The 23,366-nt window shown below is 66.8% G+C and carries 15 protein-coding genes, 1 other RNA gene and 1 pseudogene; 7 read left to right on the top strand and 10 right to left on the bottom strand.

Annotated features, from left to right (window positions below):
• Positions 1-234 precede the first annotated feature (234 nt).
• Positions 235-627 (top strand): GFA family protein, encoded by a 393-nt coding sequence (locus IP89_RS07930; RefSeq protein ID WP_043308836.1) that lies wholly within the window; start codon positions 235-237, stop codon positions 625-627.
• A gap of 2 nt (positions 628-629) precedes the next feature.
• Here the strand turns inward: IP89_RS07930 and IP89_RS07925 are convergent, their stop codons facing one another.
• A complete protein-coding gene (locus tag IP89_RS07925; RefSeq protein ID WP_043308835.1) occupies positions 630-2,006 on the bottom strand; it encodes an L-serine ammonia-lyase in 1,377 nt (458 codons plus the stop codon).
• A 175-nt stretch (positions 2,007-2,181) separates the two neighbouring features.
• Here IP89_RS07925 and IP89_RS07920 point away from each other — a divergent pair, with 175 nt between their 5' ends.
• Together IP89_RS07920 and IP89_RS07915 are read left to right on the top strand one after the other, a co-directional pair.
• A complete protein-coding gene (locus IP89_RS07920) occupies positions 2,182-2,607 on the top strand; it encodes a group II truncated hemoglobin (RefSeq protein ID WP_043308834.1) in 426 nt (141 codons plus the stop codon).
• Positions 2,608-2,714: 107 nt separating this feature from the next.
• On the top strand, positions 2,715-2,897 hold the full coding sequence (locus tag IP89_RS07915; RefSeq protein WP_043308833.1) for a hypothetical protein: 183 nt from the start codon (positions 2,715-2,717) through the stop codon (positions 2,895-2,897).
• A 105-nt stretch (positions 2,898-3,002) separates the two neighbouring features.
• Here IP89_RS07915 and IP89_RS07910 read toward each other — a convergent pair whose 3' ends face one another.
• The 3 genes and pseudogenes from IP89_RS07910 to IP89_RS23870 form a co-directional block, all read right to left on the bottom strand.
• On the bottom strand, positions 3,003-4,745 hold the full coding sequence (locus IP89_RS07910) for a S8/S53 family peptidase (RefSeq protein WP_043308832.1): 1,743 nt from the start codon (positions 4,743-4,745) through the stop codon (positions 3,003-3,005).
• A gap of 70 nt (positions 4,746-4,815) precedes the next feature.
• Positions 4,816-5,529, bottom strand: a complete 714-nt coding sequence (locus IP89_RS23875; RefSeq protein WP_371261939.1) for a methyl-accepting chemotaxis protein — start codon at positions 5,527-5,529, stop codon at positions 4,816-4,818.
• Positions 5,530-5,670: 141 nt separating this feature from the next.
• Positions 5,671-6,741: pseudogene (locus IP89_RS23870) on the bottom strand (methyl-accepting chemotaxis protein); the annotation flags it as partial.
• Between the two features lie 173 nt (positions 6,742-6,914).
• Between IP89_RS23870 and IP89_RS07900 the strand changes: the two are divergent.
• The 3 genes from IP89_RS07900 to IP89_RS07890 all read left to right on the top strand — a co-directional run bounded on the left by IP89_RS07900 (position 6,915) and on the right by IP89_RS07890 (position 12,065).
• Entirely contained in the window at positions 6,915-7,442 is a 528-nt protein-coding gene (locus tag IP89_RS07900) for a methylated-DNA--[protein]-cysteine S-methyltransferase (RefSeq protein WP_052080996.1), read from the top strand.
• Positions 7,443-7,659: 217 nt separating this feature from the next.
• Positions 7,660-9,501 carry a potassium transporter Kup gene (locus IP89_RS07895; protein WP_081963204.1) on the top strand — a complete coding sequence of 614 codons (1,842 nt, stop codon included), beginning with the start codon at positions 7,660-7,662 and terminating at the stop codon, positions 9,499-9,501.
• A gap of 203 nt (positions 9,502-9,704) precedes the next feature.
• The gene (locus IP89_RS07890; protein ID WP_043308830.1) at positions 9,705-12,065 is read left to right on the top strand and encodes a DNA polymerase II; all 2,361 of its coding nucleotides are present in this window, start codon (positions 9,705-9,707) and stop codon (positions 12,063-12,065) included.
• 809 nt (positions 12,066-12,874) lie between these two features.
• Here the strand turns inward: IP89_RS07890 and ssrA are convergent.
• Positions 12,875-13,231: a transfer-messenger RNA gene (gene ssrA / locus IP89_RS22975) on the bottom strand.
• A gap of 145 nt (positions 13,232-13,376) precedes the next feature.
• Between ssrA and IP89_RS07885 the strand changes: the two genes are divergently transcribed.
• Positions 13,377-16,289, top strand: coding sequence for an ATP-binding protein (locus IP89_RS07885; protein WP_043308829.1), 2,913 nt, complete (start codon positions 13,377-13,379; stop codon positions 16,287-16,289).
• Positions 16,290-16,291: 2 nt separating this feature from the next.
• Here IP89_RS07885 and IP89_RS07880 read toward each other — a convergent pair whose 3' ends face one another.
• The 5 genes from IP89_RS07880 to IP89_RS07860 form a co-directional block, all read right to left on the bottom strand.
• Positions 16,292-16,537: a hypothetical protein gene (locus IP89_RS07880; RefSeq protein WP_043308828.1), complete on the bottom strand. Its 246-nt coding sequence runs from the start codon at positions 16,535-16,537 to the stop codon at positions 16,292-16,294.
• A gap of 86 nt (positions 16,538-16,623) precedes the next feature.
• Positions 16,624-16,899 carry a hypothetical protein gene (locus tag IP89_RS07875; protein WP_043308827.1) on the bottom strand — a complete coding sequence of 92 codons (276 nt, stop codon included), beginning with the start codon at positions 16,897-16,899 and terminating at the stop codon, positions 16,624-16,626.
• A 191-nt stretch (positions 16,900-17,090) separates the two neighbouring features.
• Complete coding sequence (locus tag IP89_RS07870; protein WP_043308826.1) at positions 17,091-19,907, bottom strand: FAD-binding and (Fe-S)-binding domain-containing protein; 2,817 nt, start codon at positions 19,905-19,907, stop codon at positions 17,091-17,093.
• Between the two features lie 156 nt (positions 19,908-20,063).
• Positions 20,064-21,209: an FMN-dependent L-lactate dehydrogenase LldD gene (gene lldD / locus IP89_RS07865; RefSeq protein WP_043308825.1), complete on the bottom strand. Its 1,146-nt coding sequence runs from the start codon at positions 21,207-21,209 to the stop codon at positions 20,064-20,066.
• Between the two features lie 170 nt (positions 21,210-21,379).
• Positions 21,380-23,065, bottom strand: a complete 1,686-nt coding sequence (locus tag IP89_RS07860) for a lactate permease LctP family transporter (protein WP_043308824.1) — start codon at positions 23,063-23,065, stop codon at positions 21,380-21,382.
• Positions 23,066-23,366: the final 301 nt, after the last annotated feature.

The raw sequence follows: 23,366 nt of genomic DNA, 5'->3' as shown, positions 1-23,366 counted from the left end.
TTTCAACTCTTTGCGTGATTCTGCCGCCTGACGGGTGCGCTCATTGGTGCTGGAGCTTCTGTTCCTGGCCATGCCTGGATCGGTGTCGCCATGGGCGATGAGCGCATCAGTCGCGCTTGCATGCGCTCTCCGTTTCGCCTGGCGCCCTATGCTTCATCCTGGGTTGCTGCTGGGTGAATGCAGATGGCCGGACGTGGTCAGCATGAGTAATAGCTAGCGGTGGAGGAGGTGGATATGGACAGGTTCACGGGTGGCTGCCTGTGCGGCGCCGTGCGGCTGCTGGCGCTGGGGCGGCCCTATCGCACCGGCATCTGCCATTGCCTGGACTGCCGCAAGCAGCACGGCGCGCTGTTCCATGCCTCGGCGATCTTCGCCGAGGATGCGGTGAGCATCGAGGGCGAGACCCACAGCTACGCCGGCCGGCATTTCTGCCCGCGCTGCGGCTCGCAGGTGTTCGCCCGCACGGGCGATGAGGTAGAGGTGAGCCTGGGCGCGCTGGATGCGCCGGACCAGCTGCAGCCGACCTACGAGCTGTGGACTTGCCGGCGCGAAACCTGGCTGCCGGCCTTTCCGCTCAGACGCAGCTACGTGGGTGACCGCGAGTCGAGCGAGCGCAGCGAGGGCTAGCGTCAGCACTCGATGATGTTCACCGCCAGGCCGCCGCGCGCGGTTTCCTTGTACTTGCTCTTCATGTCCGCGCCGGTCTCGCGCATGGTGCGGATTACCCGGTCCAGCGAGATGAAATGCTGGCCGTCGCCGCGCAGGGCCATGCGCGCGGCGTTGATCGCCTTCACCGAACCCATGGCGTTGCGCTCGATGCACGGCACCTGGACCAGCCCGCCGACCGGGTCGCAGGTCAGGCCGAGGTTGTGTTCCATGCCGATTTCGGCGGCGTTCTCCACCTGCTGGATAGTGCCGCCAAGCACCTCGCAGAGGGCGCCGGCAGCCATCGAACAGGCCACGCCGACCTCGCCCTGGCAGCCAACCTCGGCGCCGGAGATGGAGGCGTTTTCCTTGTACAGGATGCCGATGGCCGCGGCGGTGAGTAGGAAGCGCACCACGCCGTCGTCCGAGGCGCCGGGCACGAAGCGCCGGTAGTAGTGCAGCACCGCCGGCACGATGCCGGCCGCGCCGTTGGTGGGCGCGGTGACCACGCGCCCGCCGCTGGCGTTTTCCTCGTTCACCGCCAGGGCGTAGAGGTTGACCCAGTCCATCACCGTCAGCGGGTCGCGCAGGCTGGCCTCGGGGTTCTGGCTCAGCTGGCGGTGCAGGGCGGCGGCGCGGCGGCGCACCTTGAGCCCGCCGGGCATGATGCCCTCGTTGCGGCAGCCGGCGTTCACGCAATCCTGCATGACCTGCCAGATGGCCAGCAGGCCGGCGCGGGTCTCGGCCTCCGGACGCCAGGCCGCCTCGTTGGCCAGCATCAGCTGGCTGATGGAGAGGTTGTGCTCGGCGCACTGGCTGAGCAGTTCCTTGCCGGTCTTGAACGGGTAGGCGAGTTTGGTCTGGTCCTCGACGATGCGGTCGGCACCGGCGGCTTCCTCGTCGACCACGAAGCCGCCGCCCACCGAGTAGTACTCGCGTGAGCGAATCTGCAGGCCGGCGGCGTCGAAGGCGCGGAAGATCATGCCGTTGGGGTGGTAGTCCAGCGGCTTGCGGATCATCGCCAGGTGTTCCTTCTCGACGAAGCGGATCGGCTTATCGCCGCCCAGATGCAGCTCGCCGCTGGCGCGCATGGCCTTGAGGCGTTCGTCGATGGTCGAAGTGTCGACGCTGTCCGGCTGCTCGCCCTCCAGGCCCAGCAGCACCGCCTTGTCGCTGCCGTGGCCCTTGCCGGTGGCACCGAGCGAACCGTACAGCTCGACCTTGAGGCTGGCGGTGGCGTCGAACAGGTCCTCGCGGCGCAGGCCCTCGACGAAGCGCGCGGCGGCGCGCATCGGTCCGACCGTGTGCGAGCTGGAAGGGCCGATGCCGATCTTGAACAGGTCGAAGGTGCTGAGGGCCATAGGTGAATCCCGTGACTTGATAGTCACAGAGTACACCGGATGTCGCGGCCGATAAGGTCAGCAAAGCGACCCACAGTTGTCTCGATTCGTCTGCGCGACGGCGGTACTGACGAGCAGCAATGTTCGCCTGCCGACGCGGCGCTAGAATGCCGGCCTTTTCCACGAGGGTCGGCACATGAGCGAGCGTTATGGTGAGGGCGATGCATCCTATCGGGCCGCGGGCGGCCTGGACGGGCTGCGCCGGCTGGTCGACGACTTCTATCGCCATATGGACGAGCTGCCCGCGGCCGCCGAGGTGCGCGCCATGCACGCCGAGAACCTGGAGCTGGCGCGCGACAAGCTGACCTGCTTCCTCAGTGGCTGGCTCGGCGGCCCGCGCCTGTTTGCCGAGAAGTACGGCTCCATCGGCATCCCCAGCTTCCATGCGCAGTGGCCGATCGGCAACGCCCAGGCCGAGGCCTGGCTGAGCTGCATGGCTCACGCCGTGGCCAAACAGGACTATGCGCCGGAGTTCGCCGAGTACCTGCTCGCCCAGCTGCGCGTGCCGGCGCAGCGCATCGTCCAGGCCAGCAGCGCACGCCACGGCGCTACGCCCGAGTGAGCCTGGCGGCCGTTATCGGCCGCGCACATGCCCACTATCGAGACTAGCGATTTCCGCCTGAACGCCTGGCTGCATACAGTGGTCCCACGTTCAGAGGAGATCACGCGATGCCCCGAATCGACATCATGTCCATGGTCGGCAGTGCCGTACCGCAACCGCTGCGAGCCGAAGGCCATATCGCCTGCTGGTATGTAGTGGTGGATGGTGTGCCGCAGCAGGGGCCCTTCGTTTCGCGTGACCTGGCCCACATGGCTAGCCAGCGTTGCCAGCGCGAGTTTCGCCTGCACTGATCTTCTGCCCGAATTGCTCCTGCGCCATCACTGGCGCTCTCCTGGACGGTCTCCTCATGCCGTCCGACCATGCCCGCCACTCCCCTGGCGGGCTTTTTTTTGCCCTCAGCGCACCCGATCGCGACTCTGCACGGCCAGGTCCAGGGCCTTCTGCATGTCCAGCCGTGCGGAGCGGCCGACGTCCTTGTCGTCCAGCTGATAGTTGCGCTCGGAAGGCAGGATCGGCGCGGTCAGGTCCTCGGCGTCCATTGGCTCGAAGTCGTAGTCGCCGCCGATGGTCATGGCGCTGCGCCGCAGCAGCATGCGCAACTGGTCCGGCTGCAGTTCGGGATTGATCGACAGCATGGCCGCCACCACCCCGGCGACCATCGGTGTGGCGTAGGACGTGCCGCAGTGCACCTCGCCGCGCTCGCCCTCGCGCAGGGTCGAGGCGCGGGTACAGGCCGAGGCGGTGATATCCACGCGCATGTCGATGTTCGACGAGCTGCGCTTGATCACGTAGGCCGGATCGTCCACCGCCACGCCGGCCTTCTGGCTGCGCTGGTGCCCGCCGACGACGAGCAATTGATCGGTGATGAAGGAGGAGGGCAGGCGATACTCGTCGGTACCGGAGAAGGCTGCGCCATTGCCGGCCGAGTTGATCACCACCACGTCCGGGTGCTCGCGGCGCAGCCAGAGGAAGAACTCTTCCAGCAGCTCCTCGTAGCCGCTCATGGCCAGGCCCGAGCGGATCAGCGAGTCGACCTCGTCGCCCTCGACGTTCTTCGCCCCGACCCGATGAATGCCCCAGCTCCAGTTGAGCACCCGCACGCCGTCCTCGACCAGATTGACCGAGGCGGCGACGTTGGCGGTGATGCCGGCATCGGAGTTGCGCTCGACGATCACCTCGAAGCCCGGCCCGGCGCCGTCCAGTGCCTGCAGGAAACCACTGTTGCCGCCGCGCGCCGGGTGCGCGGCGAGGATGCCGGCCACGCTGCTGCCGTGGTTGTCGGGCTTGTCCGAGTCGCGGGCGTAGAGGCAGGTGCGCTTGTCCGGCGTGCAGCCGCCAAGATGGTCGGCGAAGTCCGGCGCGTCGAAATCTACGTTGCGCTCGATCACGCCGATACGCACGGGCTTGGTCTCGATTGGCGCCTGTTTGGCGGGAATGCGCCGCTGGTAGTAGTTCACCGCGTCGGCGAAGCGGTTGGCCGCCCACTCGTCGTCGCTGGGCTGCTGCGGCACCTGGCTGCGCTCGCTTTCCTCGCCTTTCTCCGGCGCCGACTCCTCGACTATTACCGCGTCCACGCTGGCCTCGCTGCCCAGGCGCAGGATCAGCGCATCACGCTCGATCAGGTTCTTGGCCGGCAGGCGCAGCTGGTAGACGTTCAGTGGCGGGATGGCGCCGACCACCTTGGCGCCGTAGCGCTTGGCCAGGCGATCGGCTTCCTGGCGCCCGTCGTGTTTCTCCTCGATCAGCAGGCTGACCAGGTCCAGGTAGGTGGTCAGGCCGTCCATGTTCTTCGCCACCTCGTCCGGGCCGGCCGCCACCACTTGGCTGCTGCCGCGCGACAGCCACACCGGGTTGCTGCGCCGCTCGCCCTGCTGCAGCCACAGCGGCGCGCTGGGCCCGGCTGGTGGCGTCAGGCGCAGGTTTTGCCGGTCGCGCTGGATGCTGGCGGCGTCCAGCTGGGTCTGGCCCAGGTGCACGCGCAGCTCGCCGGGTTGCAGGCCGCTGGCACGCAGGCAGTACTGCGGCGCGGCGTCGAAAGCGGCGCCGCAGCGCTGCAGCTGCACGATGCGCAGCGCCTCCTCGGCGTGGGCGAGGGGCGCGCTGAAGAGCAGGGTGAGCAGGCCGGCACGGGCGAACACGGCAACCTCCGAAGCGAGACGTTTCGGATTGGGACAGGCCGCCCCCGTGCCGCGTTCAGCCCGCGTGCGTTCAGGTGCGGAAGCGGCTGACCAGGATCTGCAGGTCGTTGCCCAGGCGCGCCAGCTCGATGCTCGAGGCGGCGGTCTCCTCGCTGGCGGAGGCGGTCTGCTCGGAGATATCGCGCACGTTGATCACGCTGCGGTTGATCTCCTCGGCCACCGCAGTCTGCTCCTCGGCGGCTGCGGCGATCTGCTGGTTCATCGCCTGGATGGCCGAGACCGCGTCGGCGATCTCGCCCAGGCGGCTGCCGGCACGGCGGGTCAGGTCGACCGTGGCCTCGGTCAGCGAGCGGCTGCTGTCCATCAGCCCGGCAGCCTGCTGGCTGCCCTGCTGCAGGCTGCCGATCAGCGCCTCGATTTCCTCGGTGGATTTCTGCGTACGCTGAGCCAGGCCGCGCACCTCGTCGGCGACCACGGCGAAGCCGCGCCCGGCTTCACCGGCGCGTGCGGCTTCGATGGCGGCGTTGAGCGCCAGCAGGTTGGTCTGCTCGGCCACCGCCTTGATCACGTCGAGCACGCTGCCGATCTTGTCGCTCTCGTCGCGCAGCTGGTTGACCGCCGCACTGGAGCGCTGCACCTCGCCGGCCAGGCGGTCCATCTGCTGCACCGCATCGTTGACCGCGCTCTCGCCCTCCTTGGCCTGGCGGTCGGCGTCGTTGGCCGCGTGCGAGGCCTGCTCGGCGTTGCGCGCGACTTCCTGCACGGTGGCGGTCATCTCGTTCATCGCGGTGGCGACCTGGTCGGTCTCGTCCTTCTGGCTGGTGACCCCGGCGCTGGTCTGCTCGGTGACCGCGGACAGTTCCTCGGCGGCGCTGGCGATCTGCGTGACGCTGTCGCGGATATGGCCGATCAGCTCGCGCAGGCTCAGGGTCATGTCCTGCATGCTGCGCTGCAGCTGGCCGAGTTCGTCCGCGCGGTTGACGCGCAGGTCCTGGCTGAGATCGCCGGCGGCGATGCGTTCGGCGGCGCTCAGGGTGGCGCGCAGCGGCTGCACGATCAGGCGGGTGATGACGACGGCGGCGGCGCTACCCAGCAGCAGGGCGAACAGCGCGGCGCCGATCATCAGCGTGCGGCTGCTGGCGGTTTCCTTGCTGCGCTTGTTCATCTGGCTGCTGCTCAGCTGGCCGCTGAGCGATTCCAGCTGGTTGCCGATTTCGACCATCTGCTTGCGCAGGTCGAGGCTGGAGTTCAGCTCGCGGGTGAACTGCTGCAGGCTGGCCGAATAGTTCTTGATCTCCTCGACGGACATGCTCAGCTCGTCCTGGAAGCCGGCCGGCATGCTCTGCTGGTGCTGGCTCAGTTGCGCTTCGACATCGGCCACCGCCTTGCTCGCAGCGGCTTCGGCCTGGCTGTCTTCGCGGCCGATGTAGCTCAGCACCAGGCGGCGGGCGGCCTGCACCTGCAGCGAGGCGGCGCTGATCTCGCGCAGCAGCGGCAGGCGCTGTTCTTCGAGAATCTCGCCGCTGCCCTGGGTCAGCTGGTCCATCAACTGGTCGAGGCCCTGGCCGATGCGCTCGGCACGGGCGGTCAGGTCGCGGTGCGCGGCGGCGCGGTTGTCCACCGTACTCACCAGTTGTTCGAACAGACGCTGGTAGCGGGCGGCGTGCTCGCTCTGCTGGCGCAGCAGGTCCAGGTCGTACGGATCGCTGAGCTGGCGGCCCAGATCCTGCTGTTGTTCCTGCAGCTTGCGCAGCGCGGCGAGGGCCTCATCGCGGCTCTCCTGATCGCGGTCGGCCTGGTAGCTCAGGCGGGCGATGCGCAGTTCCTTGGTCAGCAAGTTGAGCTCGGCGATCTCGCTGAGCTTGGTGCTGCGCGCGATGATCTTGTCGGCGCTGATCCAGCTGATAAGGGTGATCAGGGTGGTCAGCAGCAGCACCAGGGCGAAGCCCAGGGTGAGTTTGCGACTGACGTTGAGGTTGGCGAGCCAGCGGGTCATGGAGGTCTTCCTGAAACGACGGGTATGCCGATACAAGTCGACCCGGCAAGCGCAACGGTTAAGACCGTATGTCGGTTCTGTGACCGAAGTCCGCAGAAAGGTTCTCGCCAGGCATGCCTTGATCGCGCGCGTCGGCGGCGCGATAGTCGGTGGCCGGATTCAAGGAGAGCTTCATGACTGCACCGACGCCGGTCCGTGGCGACCTGATCGACACCCCGCTGGGTGTGATGATCGCCCTGGTGGATGCCCAGGGTGCCCTGCAGCGCCTGGAGTTTCTCGATGACGAGGTGCATGAGCCGCTAATCTGGCGCGGCTACCTGCTGCAGCGCGATGCCACGCTGGTGGCTGCGGTGGCACGTCAGCTGGAGGAGTACTTCGCCGGCCAGCGCAAGGTCTTCGACCTGCCGCTGGCACCGCTGGGCAACGCCTTCCTGCACGAGGCCTGGAAGCACCTGCGCCAGGTGCCCTACGGCACCACCCTGACCTACGGCGCCCTGGCCCTGAAGCTGGAGCGCAAGACCTCGGCGCGCGCCGTGGGCCGCGCCAATGCGGTCAATCCCATCGCCATCATCGTGCCTTGCCACCGCATCATCGGCGCCGACGGCAAGCTCACCGGCTACGCCGGCGGCCTGCATCGCAAGCAGGCGCTGCTGGAGCTGGAGGGCGTGCTCGGTCCCTCGCCGCAGCAATCGCTGTTGTAAAAACCACTTCCGCATTCTTTACGCATTCTTAACGGCCGGGCAGGGCGCGGCACGCGAGAATTGACGGCCAGGTGTGTTGCGCTGGCCGGTTGGCCCGGCGCTGCGCCGATCGGTCTCTCGCGTGGCCTTGCCGCGCTTCTCTGTCGAGGTGTCTGGATTGAGTTCCAAGGTTGCGGAGCTGGGCGGCGAGGCCCATGGCTCTTCGTCGTCGTTCGGCCTGTTGGTGGCCGCCATCGGCGTGGTCTACGGCGATATCGGCACTAGTCCGCTGTACACCCTCAAGGAAGTCTTCGCCGGCCACTATGGCGTGCAGGTCGATGCGCAAGGCGTGTTCGGCATCCTCTCGCTGATCCTCTGGTCGCTGCTCTGGGTGGTCTCGCTCAAGTATGTGCTGTTCATCCTGCGCGCCGACAACGGCGGCGAGGGTGGGGTGATGGCGCTCACCGCGCTTGCCCGTCGCGCCACCGCCGGTTACCCGCGGCTGAGCGGCGTGCTGGTGCTGCTCGGCCTGTTCGGTACCGCGCTGTTCTACGGCGATAGCATGATCACTCCGGCCATCTCGGTACTCTCCGCCGTCGAAGGCCTGGAAGTGGCATTGCCGGGCCTGAGCCACTGGGTGGTGCCGGTCACCGTGGTGCTGCTGATCGGCCTGTTCCTGATCCAGAAGCACGGCACCGCGCGTATCGGCATCCTGTTCGGTCCGGTGATGGTGCTGTGGTTCGTCGTGCTCGGCGTGCTCGGCATCCACGGCATCATCCAGCGCCCCGAGGTGCTGCAGGCGCTCAATCCCTGGTGGGCGGTGCGCTTCTTCATCGATCACCCGGGCGTGGGCGTGACCATCCTCGGCGCGGTGGTGCTGGCGCTGACCGGCGCCGAGGCGCTGTACGCCGACATGGGTCACTTCGGGCGCAAGCCCATCGCCCGCGCCTGGTTCGCCCTGGTGCTGCCGGGCCTGGTGCTCAACTACTTCGGCCAGGGCGCTCTCTTGCTGGAGAACCCCGCGGCGGCGCGCAACCCCTTCTACCTACTGGCGCCGTCCTGGGCGCTGTTGCCGATGATCGGCCTGGCCACCCTGGCCACCATCATCGCCTCGCAGGCGGTGATCTCCGGCGCCTTCTCCCTCAGCCAGCAGGCCATGCAGCTCGGCTACATCCCGCGCATGCAGGTGCAGCACACCTCCAGCGCGGCCCAGGGGCAGATCTATATCGGCCTGGTCAACTGGGCGCTGATGGTCGCCGTGGTGCTGCTGGTGATCGGCTTCGGCTCCTCCGGCGCGCTGGCCGCCGCCTACGGCGTGGCGGTGACCACCACCATGCTGATCGATACCCTGCTGGTCGCCGCCGTGGTGCTTCTGCTGTGGCGCACGCCGCGCTGGCTGGCGATCCCGGTACTGCTCGGCTTCCTCCTGGTCGACAGCCTGTTCTTCAGCGCCAACGTGCCGAAGATCTTCCAGGGTGGCGCCTTCCCGGTGGTGGCCGGCATCGCCCTGTTCCTGCTGATGACTACCTGGAAGCGCGGCAAGCAGATGCTCTTCGCCCGCCTGGACGAAACGGCGCTGCCGCTGCCGGCCTTCCTCGACAGCATCCGTATCCAGCCGCCGCACCGCGTCGGCGGCACCGCCATCTTCCTCAGTGCGCGGCCGGACGCCGTGCCCCACGCGCTGCTGCACAATCTGCTGCATAACCAGGTGCTGCACGAGCAGGTGGTGCTGCTCACCGTGCTCAGCGAGGACAGCCCGCGGGTAGCGGTGCGTGAGCGCATCGAGGTGACCAGCTATGGCGACGGCTTCTACCGCGTGCTGCTGCACTTCGGCTTCATGGAGGAGCCCAACGTGCCGCAGGCGCTGAGCCTGTGCAACGCCGAGGGCCTGGACTTCTCGCCGATGCGCACCACCTACTTCCTCAGCCGCGAGACGGTGATCCCGACCAAGCGCTTCGGCATGGCACCTTGGCGCGAGCGCCTGTTCGCCTTCCTGCAGAAGAACGCCAACAGCAGCATGAGCTACTTCCAGCTGCCGGTTAATCGGGTGATAGAACTGGGTACCCAAGTAGAGATCTGAGAGCCTGTCTACGATCCCTTGATCGTCGGCCATGCTGCGTTGAAATGGGGCTCGGGCTGCTCATTTACACCTCGTAAACTCCGCGCCCTCGCCCCATTTCGCCTTGCCTGGCTCTAGCTCAAAAGATCGTAAACAGACTCTGAGCCCGGAGCGGTGCTGCGCCCGGTAGAATCACGCCGAGAACAGCTTTCCGGGACAACCGCGTGGATCTGCAACAGGGCTTCGTCCTGACCCGTCACTGGCGTGACACGCCGGCCGGCACCGAGGTCGAATTCTGGCTGGCCAGCGACGCCGGCCCGCGCCTGCTGCGCCTGGCGCACCAGCCCTCGGTGGCCTTCGTCCCTGCCGTGCAGCGCGAGCGCGCCGAGGCGCAGCTGCGTAGTGAGCGTGACGTGGAGCTGCGCCCGCTGGGCCTGCGCGACTTCCGCCAGCGCCCGGTGCTCGGCCTGTACTGCAACTCGCATCGCCAGCTGATCAAGCTCGACAAGCAGCTGCGCAAGGCCGGCGTGGACGTCTACGAGGCCGATATCCGCCCGCCGGAGCGTTTCCTCATGGAACGCTTCATCACCGCGCCGGTGTGGTTCGCCGGCACCCCGGACGACAACGGCGTGTTGCTCGATGGCCGTCTCAAGCCGGCCGAGGACTATCGCCCCAAGCTGCGCCTGGTGTCGCTGGACATCGAGACCAGCGAGCGCGGCGAGCTCTACTCCATCGCCCTGGAAGGCTGCGGCCAGCGCCAGGTGTATATGCTCGGCGCGCAGCCGGACGCGGCCCCCGACGTCGACTTCGACCTGGAGTACTGCACCGAACGCGCGCAGTTGCTGGAGCGGCTCAACGCCTGGCTGGCCGAGCATGACCCGGACGCGATCATCGGCTGGAACCTGGTGCAGTTCGACCTGCGCGTGCTGCAGCGCCACTCCGTCGACCTCAAGGTGCCACTGCTGTTCGGTCGCGGCGGCGAGGTGATGGAGTGGCGCGAACACGCCAGCCACAACCACTACTTCGCCGCAGCCGCCGGCCGCCTGATCATCGATGGCATCGAGGCGCTGCGCTCGGCCACCTGGAACTTCCCCTCGTTCAGTTTGGAAAGCGTGTCCCAGACCTTGCTCGGCGAGGGCAAGGCGATCGACACGCCGTATCAGCGGATGGACGAGATCAACCGCATGTTCGCCGAGGACAAGCCGGCCCTGGCCCGCTACAACCTCAAGGACTGCGAGCTGGTCACGCGCATCTTCGCCCACACCCGGTTGATCGACTTCCTCCTCGAGCGCGCCGCCACTACCGGCCTGCCGGCGGACCGCAGCGGCGGCTCGGTGGCGGCCTTCACCCATCTGTACCTGCCGCCGATGCACCGCATGGGTTTTGTTGCGCCCAATCTCGGCGAGAAGGCGCCCCAGGCCAGCCCTGGCGGCTTCGTCATGGACTCGCGCCCGGGCCTCTACGAGTCGGTGCTGGTGCTCGACTACAAGAGCCTGTACCCCTCGATCATCCGCACCTTCCTGATCGACCCGGTGGGCCTGATCGAAGGCCTGCGCCAGCCGGACGATGAGCACTCGGTGGAAGGCTTCCGCGGTGGGCGCTTCTCGCGCACCCAGCACTGCCTGCCAGCCATCGTCGAGCGCGTCTGGCAGGGCCGCGAGGCGGCCAAACGCGACGGCAACGCGGCGCTGTCACAGGCGCTGAAAATCATCATGAACGCCTTCTACGGCGTGCTCGGCTCCAGCGGCTGCCGCTTCTTCGACACCCGCCTGGCTTCGTCCATCACCCTGCGCGGCCACGCCATCATGCGCCGCACCCGCGAGCTGATCGAAGCCGAGGGCTACAAGGTGATCTACGGCGACACCGACTCCACCTTCGTCTGGCTCGGCCACGAACACGCCGAGGAAGACGCCGCGCGCATCGGCCGCGCGCTGGTGGCGCGGGTCAACCAGTGGTGGAGCGAACACCTGCGCGACGAGATGGGCCTGGAGAGCGCACTGGAGCTGCAGTACGAGAGCCACTACCGGCGCTTCCTGATGCCCACCGTGCGCGGCGCGGAGGAGGGCAGCAAGAAACGCTACGCCGGCCTGGTACGCCGCGCCGACGGCAACGAGGAGATGGTGTTCAAGGGCCTGGAGACGGTGCGCACCGACTGGTCGCCGCTGGCCCAGCAGTTCCAGCAGGAGCTGTACCGGCTGATCTTCGAGGAACGCCCCCATCAGGAATACGTGCGCGACTACGTGCGCCGCACCCTGGCTGGCGAGCTGGACGACCTGCTGATCTACCGCAAACGCCTGCGCCGCAAGCTCAGCGACTACGAACGCAACGTCCCACCCCACGTGCGCGCTGCACGCCTGGCCGACGAACACAACGACCGTCTCGGCCGCCCACGCCAGTACCAGCGCGGTGGCTGGATCAGCTACCTGATCACCACCGCCGGCCCCGAGCCCCTGGAAACCCGCAGCTCAGCCATCGATTACGAACACTACCTGACGCGCCAGCTGCAGCCGGTGGCGGATGCCATTCTGCCGTTCGTAGGGGATGACTTTGCGGCAATGATTGATCGGCAGATGGGCTTGTTCTGAGCCGCTAAATTGGCCGGGATGCCGAGACAGCAGGCTGCGCATGGCCTTCGGCAGGCTCTTCATTCAGCGCGTTGGAACCAGCCCAGAATCCTGGGCTACTTCGCTTTGGCCAGATAAAAGTCGTACCTGTTCATCTGCGTACTCAGTCCCTAACGAAGGGAAGAGGGATTCCAACAGAGCTTGTGCTTTCGCCATGCTCTCGCATATCCCCTGGTGCAATGAGCTGATACCGCAGAGGCATTTAATGGGCGACTGGTCTGTTTGCCGAGGATTTGAGCTGTACATCAGCTCCAAGTGGGCGGCAGCGGAAGCATGCACATTGGCTGATGGGTTGCCGATAGGTGCGGCAGATAATAGGTGTGGTCATAAGAATTACTCGTGTCGGGCGCGCCGGCGTTTTGCCTGAGCGCGCGTGTTTTATGACCGGAAATCCAGGCATGCGTTCGCATACCGATATTCCGGCAGGTTGTTGTCTCGACAGGAGGTGACGCCAGTAGGGACGATTGAGATCGAGCAGAACAGCTGCATGAACCTTGGAGAACAAGGAACTGCAGGAGGGAGAGTCGGCTTGTTATCAGTGCTGCGCAGCGGACCTGCTTCTGATCTCAAGAAAGCAGAGCGTGCGCTCAAGTGGAACGGTGTTCCGGATACCAGCCATGTCCTGGTAGGACTGCATACCGCATAGATCAGGATGGCGGCTGCCATCTGCGCCTATCACCTTGCGGGGCCGGGAGTCTACCACGGTTCGACTGTTTTTTGACCAGCAAAGAAAAAGCCCCTGAAAATCTGTCGATTTCCAAGGGCCTGTTTGGTGGAGCCGGGGGGATTTGAACCCCCGTCCGCCAGCTCTCCGCTATCGGTTCTACATGCTTAGCCATCTCTACTGAGTTAACTCCGCGCCGCCCGAGTGGCAGGGTGCTTGGAGCGAGCTGCATAAGTTTTAGCCGTTACACCTGCAGCGTGCTTGGCGGCGATCCTGTTCTATCTGACAGACCAAATCTTCGGGTTTACAGGCATCCCCTAGGGTCTGCTGGCGCCCTTAGGCGGCCAGAGCGTAGTTGTCGTCGTTGGCAACTATGAAGTTGTGGCAGCGGATTTACGAGAACTGTCACCTACTCGGCATGCCCCTCAAGTTTCGCTACCGGCGTCGAATCCTAATCGGCCCCAGAACGCTCTTGCGAGGTTGGACGCGCAGTGTACGGCAAAGGTTCACCAGCGTCGACCTCGCTTCTGCCGCTACAATGCCGGCTCGGGCTGGCTGTTCACTGGGCCTGTGCCATTCTCTTCAGATTGGAATTCGAGGAGCCCTGGATGCCGCTCGCACCGCTCAAGCCCTTGCGCCGCTGGATCTGGCGGGCGTTTTTGCAGAGTGCGCTGATCCCACTGGTGCTGGTGGAGTCGGTGCTGATCGGTGTCTACCTCTATACCAATGAATCCATCCGCGAGTCGCAGGTCGGCTACCTGCAGAGCAGCGCTCTGCAGGACCTGGACAGCGCCGTGCGTCGCGAAGGCCAGGTGATCGACAGCCGCCTGCGCGCCATCGAGGCGCAGGTCGGCGTGTACCGCGACGCGGTGGCCGAGGCGCTGGGCGACCGCCGCTACGAGCCGGACGAGCTGGAACGCCAGCGCCACGCCAGCACCACCGAAGGGGTGTACTACAGCCGCAGCGACGACAGCCGCGCCGCCTCCTTCTATTCCGCCTCGACCAAGGACCAGGACCGCGACAAGGCCTTGCGCCTGTCGCGGGTCGACCCGCTGATGCGCTCGATCCGCCAGGCCGACCCGCTGGTGGCCGCGGTCTACTTCAACAGCTGGGATAGCTACAACCGCATCTACCCATACTTCGACGTGTTGCAGCAGTACCCGCACGACATGGTCATTCCGCAGTACAACTTCTATTACCTGGCGGACGGCGAGCACAACCCGGCGCGCGGCACGGTGTGGACCGAGGTCTACCTCGACCCGGCCGGGCAGGGCTGGATGATGTCGGCCATCGCCCCGGTGTACCGCGACAATTTCCTCGAGGGCGTCGCCGGCCTGGACGTGACGGTGGGCCAGATGCTGACCGAGATCGGCAACCTGCAGGTGCCCTGGCAGGGCTATGCGCTGCTGGTGAGCGGCGACAACGCGATCATGGCGCTGCCGGCGGCCGGCGAGAAGGACTTCGGCCTGCGCGAGCTGACCAGCTACTCCTATGCCGAGGCGGTGCGTCGCGAGGTGCTCAAGCCGGCCGACTTCAAGCTCAATCGCCAGGCGGGTCTACAGCCGCTGCTCGAAGGCATGGCGGCCAAGCGCCACGGCGTGGTTGAGGTGCAGCTTGGCGGCCGTGGCCAGTTGATGGCCTGGAGCGAGATTCCGCAGACCGGCTGGCGCCTGCTGCTGGTGGTGGACGAGACCAACATCTTCAGCGAGACCAACCGCCTGGCCGCGCAGTACCAGACCATCGGCTACCTGATGATCGCCGGCCTGGTGTTCTTCTACCTGCTGTTCGGTACCTGGATGTGGCTGCGTTCGCGGCGCCTGAGCAGCGAGCTGGCCGAGCCGGTGGCGGGCATCGTCGGCATGATGCGCAGTCTGGCCGCCGGCGAGCGCAAGCCGGCGGCGCCGCCGACGGGGATCGCCGAGATGGCCGAGCTGGCCACCGAGGTGCAGCATGCGGGGCAGCAGCTGCAGACCGCCGAGGAGAGCCGTCAGTACGTGCAGCGCACCCTGGAGCTGGTGCTGGAAAGCACCACCGAGAGCTTGTGGGAGGTGGATGCCCACGACCTGTGCATCCGCATCAGCGAGCGCTTCGTGCGGCGTTTTGGCTTGCCCGGCGAGTGCATGCCCTTTGCCGAATTCAACCAGCGCGTACACCCGGACGACCTGCCGCGTGTGCGCCATCTGCGCCTGAGCATGGCTGACGAAAGCGCCGAGGATTTCTTCGAGGCCGAGTACCGCTATGCCGATGCTCAGGGCCGTTATGTGTGGCTGCTCAGCCGCGGCAAGGTGATCGAGCGCAACGAGCAGGGCCGCGCGGTGCGCGCCGCCGGTACCCATGTCGATATCACCCGTCTCAAGCAAGTGCAGGAGGAATTGCGCCGCGCCAGCCTCGACGCTCAGGCCGCCAGCCAGGCCAAGAGCCGTTTCCTGTCGAGCATGAGCCACGAGCTGCGCACGCCGCTCAACGCCATCCATGGTTTCGCCCAGCTGATCGAACTGGAAACCCAGGAGCGCGGCGAGCGCGACCAGGAAGCCGAATACGCGCGGGAGATCGTCCATGCCAGCCGCCACCTCACCTCCCTGGTGGACGACATCCTCGACCTTTCCAGCATCGAGAGCCGCCAGCAGCAGCTGCAGCTGCAGCCGGTCGACATCGGCCCGCTGCTGCGCAGTTGTGCTGAACTGATTCAGCCCGAGGTGCAGCAGCGTCGCCTGCAGTTGCAATTGCAGGCCGAGGCGCACCCGCCGCTGTTCGTATTGGCAGACCCGCGGCGCTTGCGCCAGGTGGTGCTCAACCTGCTGTCCAACGCGGTCAAGTACAACAGCCCGCAGGGCATGATTCGCCTGGGCTACGAGGTGCGCGCCGGCGGCGTGCGCCTGTCGGTCGATGACACCGGGCCAGGACTCAGCCCGGAGCAGCAGGCCCAGCTGTTCCAGCCGTTCCAGCGCCTGGGGCGGGAGAACTCCAACATCCCCGGTACCGGCATCGGCCTGGTGCTGTGCCGCGAGTTGGCCGAGCTGATGGGCGGCGAGATGGGCTTCTCCAGCGACGTGGGCTTGGGCAGCCGCTTCTGGATCGAGTTGCCCAGCGCGGCCGCGCCGGCTTCCGCCGAGCGTGTTGACGAGGCGGGGCAGGTCGAAACGCCAGAGGCATTGGCTCAGGTGCTCTGCGTCGAGGACCATCCGGCCTGCTTGCGTGTACTGCAGGAAGGACTGCGGGGCATCGCTGAGGTGGCGGGCGCAGGGTCGGTGCGGCGGGCGCTGTTGCAGCTGTCCGAGCAGGTGCCGGCGCTGGTGCTGCTGGATCTCGACCTGCCGGACGGCAGCGGCCTGGAGATTCTCGATGCCATGCGCGCCGATCCACGCCTGGCCGAGGTGCCGGTGCTGGTGGTCAGCGCGGCGTCCGACGAGGACGTGCTCGACGAGGCCCGCGCCAAGGGCGCGCAGGCCTGCATGCTCAAGCCGGTGGACCTGCAGCAGCTGCGGCAGGTTGCCGTGTCGCTGCTCAGCGAACTGGCCTGAGGCTACTCGCTGGCCTGCAGCAGGTTCAGCGCTTCGTCCAGCACCTTCACCGACTCGCTGTGATTGCCGGCCTTGTGCAGCTGCTCGCCTTCGGCGCGCAGGCGCTGCACCTCGGCCAGTACCTCGGGATCGGCGGGCGGGTCGGTCTTCAGAAGTTGATCGATTTTGGCCATGTCTTGCGGACAATGCATGGCGTAGAGCGGAGTGCTGAGCAGCAGGGCGGCGAGCAGTAGGGTGGCGCGGCGCATGGGGCGGACCTCCTGGGCGGGGTAGCCCTGAGTATAGGCGGCCCGGTGTAGCGGGCAGGGCGGAGCCCGCAGGCTCCGCCGGCGCGTCAGTTGGAGGCGCCGCCGTTACCGGACTCGGCCTTCTGCAGCAGGTTCAGCGCCTGTTCGGCGTTGCTCGCGCAGTCTTCGACCTTGCCGGCGGCCTGGTCCATCTTGGCCTTGGCCTGCAGGTCGGCGACCTGCGATTTGAGCGGGTCGGTCATGGTCGCCATGGTCGCGGCGGAGTCGTCCAGCTTCTGCAGATTGACCGTGCACAGGTCTTCGGCGGCGAAGGCCGGGGCGGTCAGCAGGGCGCAGGTGAAGAGCAGGGCAGTACGTTTCATGAGGTGGTCCTCTATCGTCCAGTCGTGCCCGGAGCGTGCCGGCTGCTTGCGCGGCGCGGTTGGCCTGGGCGCTCTGATGAGTGCCCATGGCGGGGCGATGCATCCGGGATGGCAGGAGCCCGGTACGCCGGGCTCTAGTTAAGTGGACGTGAGCGCGCGCCGCAGGGTTCCACCTTTCTCATCTCGGCACCTCAGCGCGCCAGGGCGCGCGGGCGGGTGACGCGATCCACCAGGTAGACCAGGCCGTGGTAGTCGATGCCGCTGTGGCTGGACAGACCGATCTCGCAGGTGCGGCTGGTGGAGATGCCTTCCTCGCAGTACTGCACCGCGTCCTTCAGCGAGCGCAGCGAGTGGGCGTTCAGCTCGGGCGTGGTGAAGCCCTTGTCGCCGGCGAAACCGCAGCAGTGGATGCCCTCGGGGATCACCACTTCCTTGGCGCAGCGGCGGGCGATGTCGATCAGTCCCTGGGCCTCGCCCAGATGCTGGGTGGAGCAGGTGACGTGCACCGCCACCGGTTTGTCCTGCGGGGTGAATTCCAGGCGCTCGAACAGATGCTCGCGGATGAACCTCACCGGGTCGTGCAGTTGCAGCCGCGGGTCGAGGCCGTCCTGGACCAGGCGCAGGGTGCAGGGGCTGGTGTCGCAGTAGATCGGGTCGAGGCCGCCGCGGCTGGCCTTGAGCAGCGCGTCGACCAGCTCCTGCTTCTTGCGCTCGGCCTGCTCCGGGTAACCCTTGGAGGCGAACGGCTGGCCGCAGCAGAGGTTGTCTGCGTCCTCGGGGAACACCACCTGGAAGCCGGCTTTTTCCAACAGGCGGCGGGTCTTGTCGATCAGCGGTGTCTGCTCGGCATCGGCGAAGGCCGGGCCCATGGCGCGAGAGATGCAGGCGGCGAGGTAGACCACGCGCGGCCGCGCATCGTTGCTGAAGGTCGGCAGGGCGAGGTTGCGCACCGGCTGCGGCATGGCCGGCGTCCACTGCGGCACGCGCCCGGCGCTGGCCTTGTGCAGCAGGGCCGAGGTCTTGCCCAGCAGCGGCGCGCCCAGCAGCATGCGCGCGCCGTTGGCCACGTGCAGCAGCATTCGCGCGCCCTGCAGGGTGCGGTGGAAGTGCGCGGCCAGCCAGTCGGCGCTGCGCCCGTGCTCGGCGTCGCGGGCGCGTAGCTTGCGCACCAGGTCGCCGGTGTTGATGCCCACCGGGCAGCGCTGCGAGCACAGGCCGGTGGCGGCGCAGGTGTCCACGCCCTGGTAGTGGTAGGCGGCTTCCAGCTCCGTGGTGTCGATGCCGGCACGCTTGCGCGCCTGGATATCGCGCCAGATGACGATGCGCTGGCGCGGCGTCAGGGTCAGCCCCTTGGACGGGCAGACCGGCTCGCAGAAACCGCACTCGATGCACTTGTCGACGATCTCGTCGGCGGCCGGCAGCGGCTTGAGGTTTTTCAGGTGGATCTGCGGATCTTCCGACAGCACCACGTCCGGGTTGAGGATGCCCAGCGGGTCGAACAGGCGCTTGATGGTCCACATCAGCTGGTAGGCCTCGCTGCCCCATTCCAGCTCGACGAAGGGTGCCATGTTGCGCCCGGTGCCGTGTTCGGCCTTGAGCGCGCCGCCGAACTCCACGGCCACCAGCTGCGCCACGTCCTGCATGAAGGCTTCGTAACGTGCGACCTGCACCGGATCATCGAAGCCCTGGGTGAAGACGAAGTGCAGGTTGCCCTCCAGGGCGTGGCCGAACAGGATGGCCTCGTCGTAGCGGTGCTTCTCCAGCAGTTCGATCAGGCGGTTGACGCCCTCGGCCAGGCGCTCCACCGGGAAGGTGACGTCCTCGATGATCACCGTGGTGCCGGTCTGGCGCACCGCGCCGACGGCGGGGAAGGTCTCCTTGCGGATCTTCCACAGCTGGTTGTAGACGATCGGGTCCTCGCTGAAGTCGACCTGCTTCTCCACCGGGAAGTGGGCGATGGAGGCCATGATCTGGCCGATCTGTTCGTGCAGCAGCGACTGGCTGGCGGCGCGCGATTCGATCAGCAGGGCGCAGGCGCCGCCCGACAGGTTCTGTACCCACTCGGGCATGCCCTTCATGTTCTCCACCGAGCGCAGGCTGCGGCGGTCGAGCAGCTCCACCGCCGACACCGGCTGCTGTTTGAGCAGCGGCACGGCCTGGCAGCAGCTCTCCACGTCGGGGAAGACGATCAGTGCGCTGGCCTTGTGCGGGTGCTCCGGCACGGTGTCGTAGGTCACCGCGCTGATGAAACCGAGGGTGCCCTCGGAGCCGACCATCAGGTGGTTGAGGATGTCGAGCGGCTCGTCGAAGTCGACCAGCGCGTTGAGCGAGAAGCCGGTGGTGTTCTTCAGCCGGTACTTGTGTCGGATCTTGTCGGCCAGCGCGGTGTTGGCGCGGGTTTCTCGACCTAGCTGGGCCAACTGATCGAGCAGGGCGCCGTGGCGGGCGCGGAAGGCTGCGATGCTGGCGGCATCCTCGCTGTCCAGCACGCTGCCGTCGGCCAGCACCACGCGCAGGCCGGCGAGGGTCTTGTAGCTGTTCTGCGCCGTGCCGCAGCACATGCCACTGGAATTGTTGGCGACGATGCCGCCGATCTTCGCTGCGTTGATCGAGGCCGGGTCGGGGCCGATCTTGCGCCCCAGCGGGGCCAGCCAGGCGTTGGCCTGGGCGCCAATCACGCCGGGCTGCAGGCGGATCTGTGCGCCGCCTGCGCGAATGTCGCGGCCATTCCAGCTGTCGCCGAGGACGATCAGTACCGAGTCGCTGATGGCCTGACCGGAGAGGCTGGTGCCGGCGGCGCGGAAGGTCACCGGTACGCGCTCGACGCTGGCCAGCTCCAATAGGCGCACTACCTCGGCCTCGGATTCGACCCGCACCACCAGCTTGGGAATCAGCCGGTAGAAGCTGGCATCGGTGCCGAAGGCCAGGGTCGACAGCGGGTCGTCGAACAGGCGCTCGCGCGGGATCAGGCGGTGGACTTCGGCGAGGAAGGCGGCGGGCAGGCTCATGCGTGCTCCATGTATCACGGTAGGTGCGGGCCGCTTGTGGCGGCCCTGCTTGTTATTGTCGGCTACACCGGACGGGCGTGCCCGCCTGGCTGCACTGCGGCGCGGGTGTGCGCTTGCAGCGTTTCCACGCCTGGGTAGGGCGTGGAGGGCTGGGCGTCAGACGCCCAGTTCACGCACCAGCGAGTCGCGGCTGATATCCGCGATCGACTTGGCGCCGGTGAGGACCATGGCCACGCGCATCTCCTTCTCGAACAGCTCGAGCAGGTTGCTCACCCCGGTACCGCCGGCGGCGGCCAGGGCGTAGACGAAAGCGCGGCCGAGCATCACGCCGTCGGCGCCGAGGGCGAGCATGCGCACCACGTCGAGGCCGGTGCGGATGCCGGAGTCGGCGAGGATCTTCAGTTCGCCCTTCACCGCGTCGGCGATGGCCGGCAGGGCGCGGGCGCTGGACAGCACGCCGTCGAGCTGGCGGCCGCCGTGGTTGGACACGACGATGCCGTCGGCGCCGAATTTCACCGCGTCCTTGGCATCCTCGGGGTCGAGGATGCCCTTGATCACCATCGGGCCGTCCCAGAATTCACGGATCCATTCCAGGTCCTTCCAGGAGATCGACGGGTCGAAATTGGCCCCCAGCCAGCCGATGTAGTCGGCCAGGCCGGTGGGGTTGCCACGGTAGGTGGAGATATTGCCGAGGTCGTGTGGCTTGCCCAGCACGCCGACGTCCCAGGCCCAGGCCGGGTGGGTGACGGCTTGCAGCATGCGCCGTGCGGCTGCATTCGGGCCGCTCATGCCGGAATGGGCGTCGCGGTAGCGGGCGCCGGGGGTGGGCATGTCGACGGTGAACACCAGGGTGGTGACGCCGGCGGCCTTGGCCCGCTCCAGGGCGTTACGCATGAAGCCGCGGTCCTTCAGCACGTAGAGCTGGAACCACATCGGCCGGTCGATGCTTGGAGCCACTTCCTCGATCGGGCAGACCGAGACGGTGGACAGGGTGAAGGGAATGCCCTTGGCCGCCGCCGCCTTGGCCGCCTGCACCTCGCCACGGCGGGCGTACATGCCGGTCAGGCCGACCGGAGCCAGGGCCACCGGCATGGCCAGCTTCTCGCCGAACAGCTCGGTGGACAGGTCCAGCTCGGACATGTTCTTCAGCACGCGCTGACGCAGGGCGATGCCGGCCAGGTCCTCGACGTTGCGCCGCATCGTGTACTCGGCGTAGGCGCCGCCGTCGATGTAGTGGAACAGGAACGGCGGCAGCCGGCGTTGGGCCGCGGCGCGGTAGTCGGTGGAGGCGGAGATGATCATTGGCTTCTCATCCGTTGGAAAATGGGAACAACGATGTTGCGGACGGATCTCGCGAGCTAGAGCGAGACAAGGCAGACATGGCCGAGGGCGCGGAGTTTACGAGCTGTAAATGAGCAGCCCGAGGCCATGTCTAACGCTGTATCGCCGACGCGCAGCAGATCCGAATGTCCTCAGTGCACGAGCATGCCGGTCAGCCAATAGGCCTGGACCAGGGTGATCAGGCCGACGAAGGTGGCGAAGATCAGGCTGTGCTTGAGGGTGAAGCGGAACAGGTCGGATTCCTTGCCGACCATGCCGGTGGCGGCGCAGGCCACGGCGATGGATTGCGGCGAGATCATCTTGCCGGTCACGCCGCCGCTGGTGTTGGCGGCCACCAGCAGGGTGTCGTTGACCCCGATCTGGTGCGCGGTGGTGGCCTGCAGCGAGCCGAACAGGGCGTTGGACGAGGTGTCCGAGCCGGTCAGGAATACGCCCAGCCAGCCGAGGAACGGCGAGAAGAACGGGAACAGCGAGCCGGTGCCAGCCAGGACCAGGGCCATGGTGGTGGACATGCCGGAGAAGTTGGTGACGAAGGCGAAGGCCAGCACCATGCCGATGGACAGGATCGGCCACTTCAGCTCGATGAAGGTTTCCTTGAAAGTGGTCAGACCAGTTTTGAAATCGATCTTCAGGATCAGCATGGAGATCAGTGCCGAGAAGAAGATCGCGGTGCCGGTGGCGGAGATCGGGTCCAGTTTGAACACGGCCGGGATCGGCGTGGGGTTGGCGACGATCGGCGCGACCTTCAGCACCAGCTGGTCCAGGTGCGGGATGGCGAACAGGAAGACGAAGCTCTCCAGCGCTCCGCCCGGGGCGAACATGGCCTTGAACGGCTTGAGGGTCCAGATGGTGACCAGCACGGTCAGCACCAGGAACGGCGACCAGGCCTTGAGGATCTCGCCGAAGCTGTAGGGCGACGGGGTAGCTCCGCTCTGGCCGCCGAAGCCGCCGAGGGTCGCGGCGCCGCCGGTGATGCTGACCACTTCGCTGTCTTCGGCGCGGCGCGGACTCCAGACCTTGAGGAACAGGGTCAGGCTGACCAGGCTGACCAGGGCCGAGGTGATGTCCGGCAGTTCCGGGCCGATGAAGTTGGAGGTGAAGTACTGGGTGACGGCGAAGCTGCCACCGGCGACCAGCGCGGCCGGCCAGGTTTCCTTGATGCCTTTCCAGCCATCCATCATCGCTACCAGCCAGAACGGCACGATGATCGACAGCAGCGGTAGTTGGCGGCCGGTCATGGCGCCGATCTTGAACGGGTCGATGCCGGTGACCTGGCCGGCCACGGTGATCGGAATGCCCAGGGCGCCGAAGGCCACCGGCGCGGTGTTGGCGATCAGGCACAGGCCGGCGGCATACAGCGGGTTGAAGCCGAGGCCGACGAGCAGGGCGGCGGTGATCGCCACCGGTGCGCCGAAGCCGGCCGCGCCTTCGAGGAAGGCGCCGAAGGAGAAGCCGATCAGCAGCACCTGCAGGCGCTGGTCATCGGTGATCGACAGCACCGAGCTGCGGATTACCTCGAACTGGCCACTCTTGACCGCGAGTTTGTAGAGGAACACCGCGGCGACGATGATCCAGGCGATTGGCCACAGGCCGTAGGCGAAGCCGTAGCCGGCGGCGGCGAAGGCTTTCTCGGCGGGCATGCCGAAGGCGAAGATCGCCACCAGCAGCGACAGCGCCAGGGTGATGGTGCCGGCGATGTGGCCCTTGAGGCGGAACACGGCCAGGGCGAGGAAGAAGAAGATGATCGGGATCAGTGCGGCGAGCGCCGACAGGCCGAGGCTGCCGAGCGGGGTATAGAGCTGTTGCCAGGTTTGCATTGCGGGTGGCTCCCTAATTGTTTTTGGAGGTGCCTCGCGCTCGGTGGTCCTCAGGCTTCTGGCCCGGCGGCGGCAGGTCGAGCGACTCGATGACTTTGGGATAATTGGTAATACCAATTTACAAAGCCAGGCGCTCAGGGTAAAAGCCTGGCTTCGGCCGTGTCAATTTGTCGGCCTGCGACTTTGGTCGAGTAGTGCGCTCGCGCCGCGCCGCTTGTGGCGCTGGACGGGGCTGGTTAGGCTGCCCGGCAAATGCCGTGGCACAAGCTGCGGCGTGCTGGGAATTGAAGGTGAAAGTGGT

Origin of the sequence: Pseudomonas sp. ML96 (genome assembly GCF_000761545.1) — a bacterium.
In the GTDB taxonomy this organism is placed as follows: Bacteria; Pseudomonadota; Gammaproteobacteria; order Pseudomonadales; family Pseudomonadaceae; genus Aquipseudomonas.
Note: the sequence above shows the minus strand (reverse complement) of the source record. Positions and strands in the feature narration are given on the sequence as shown.

Coding starts and splice junctions, on each gene's coding strand:
- IP89_RS07930 (WP_043308836.1), top strand. CDS start 235: ATGGACAGGTTCACGGGTGGCTGCCTGTGCGGCGCCGTGCGGCTGCTG.
- IP89_RS07925 (WP_043308835.1), bottom strand. CDS start 2,006: ATGGCCCTCAGCACCTTCGACCTGTTCAAGATCGGCATCGGCCCTTCC.
- IP89_RS07920 (WP_043308834.1), top strand. CDS start 2,182: ATGAGCGAGCGTTATGGTGAGGGCGATGCATCCTATCGGGCCGCGGGC.
- IP89_RS07915 (WP_043308833.1), top strand. CDS start 2,715: ATGCCCCGAATCGACATCATGTCCATGGTCGGCAGTGCCGTACCGCAA.
- IP89_RS23875 (WP_371261939.1), bottom strand. CDS start 5,529: ATGAACGAGATGACCGCCACCGTGCAGGAAGTCGCGCGCAACGCCGAG.
- IP89_RS07900 (WP_052080996.1), top strand. CDS start 6,915: ATGACTGCACCGACGCCGGTCCGTGGCGACCTGATCGACACCCCGCTG.
- IP89_RS07885 (WP_043308829.1), top strand. CDS start 13,377: ATGCCGCTCGCACCGCTCAAGCCCTTGCGCCGCTGGATCTGGCGGGCG.
- IP89_RS07880 (WP_043308828.1), bottom strand. CDS start 16,537: ATGCGCCGCGCCACCCTACTGCTCGCCGCCCTGCTGCTCAGCACTCCG.
- IP89_RS07875 (WP_043308827.1), bottom strand. CDS start 16,899: ATGAAACGTACTGCCCTGCTCTTCACCTGCGCCCTGCTGACCGCCCCG.
- IP89_RS07870 (WP_043308826.1), bottom strand. CDS start 19,907: ATGAGCCTGCCCGCCGCCTTCCTCGCCGAAGTCCACCGCCTGATCCCG.
- lldD (WP_043308825.1), bottom strand. CDS start 21,209: ATGATCATCTCCGCCTCCACCGACTACCGCGCCGCGGCCCAACGCCGG.
- IP89_RS07860 (WP_043308824.1), bottom strand. CDS start 23,065: ATGCAAACCTGGCAACAGCTCTATACCCCGCTCGGCAGCCTCGGCCTG.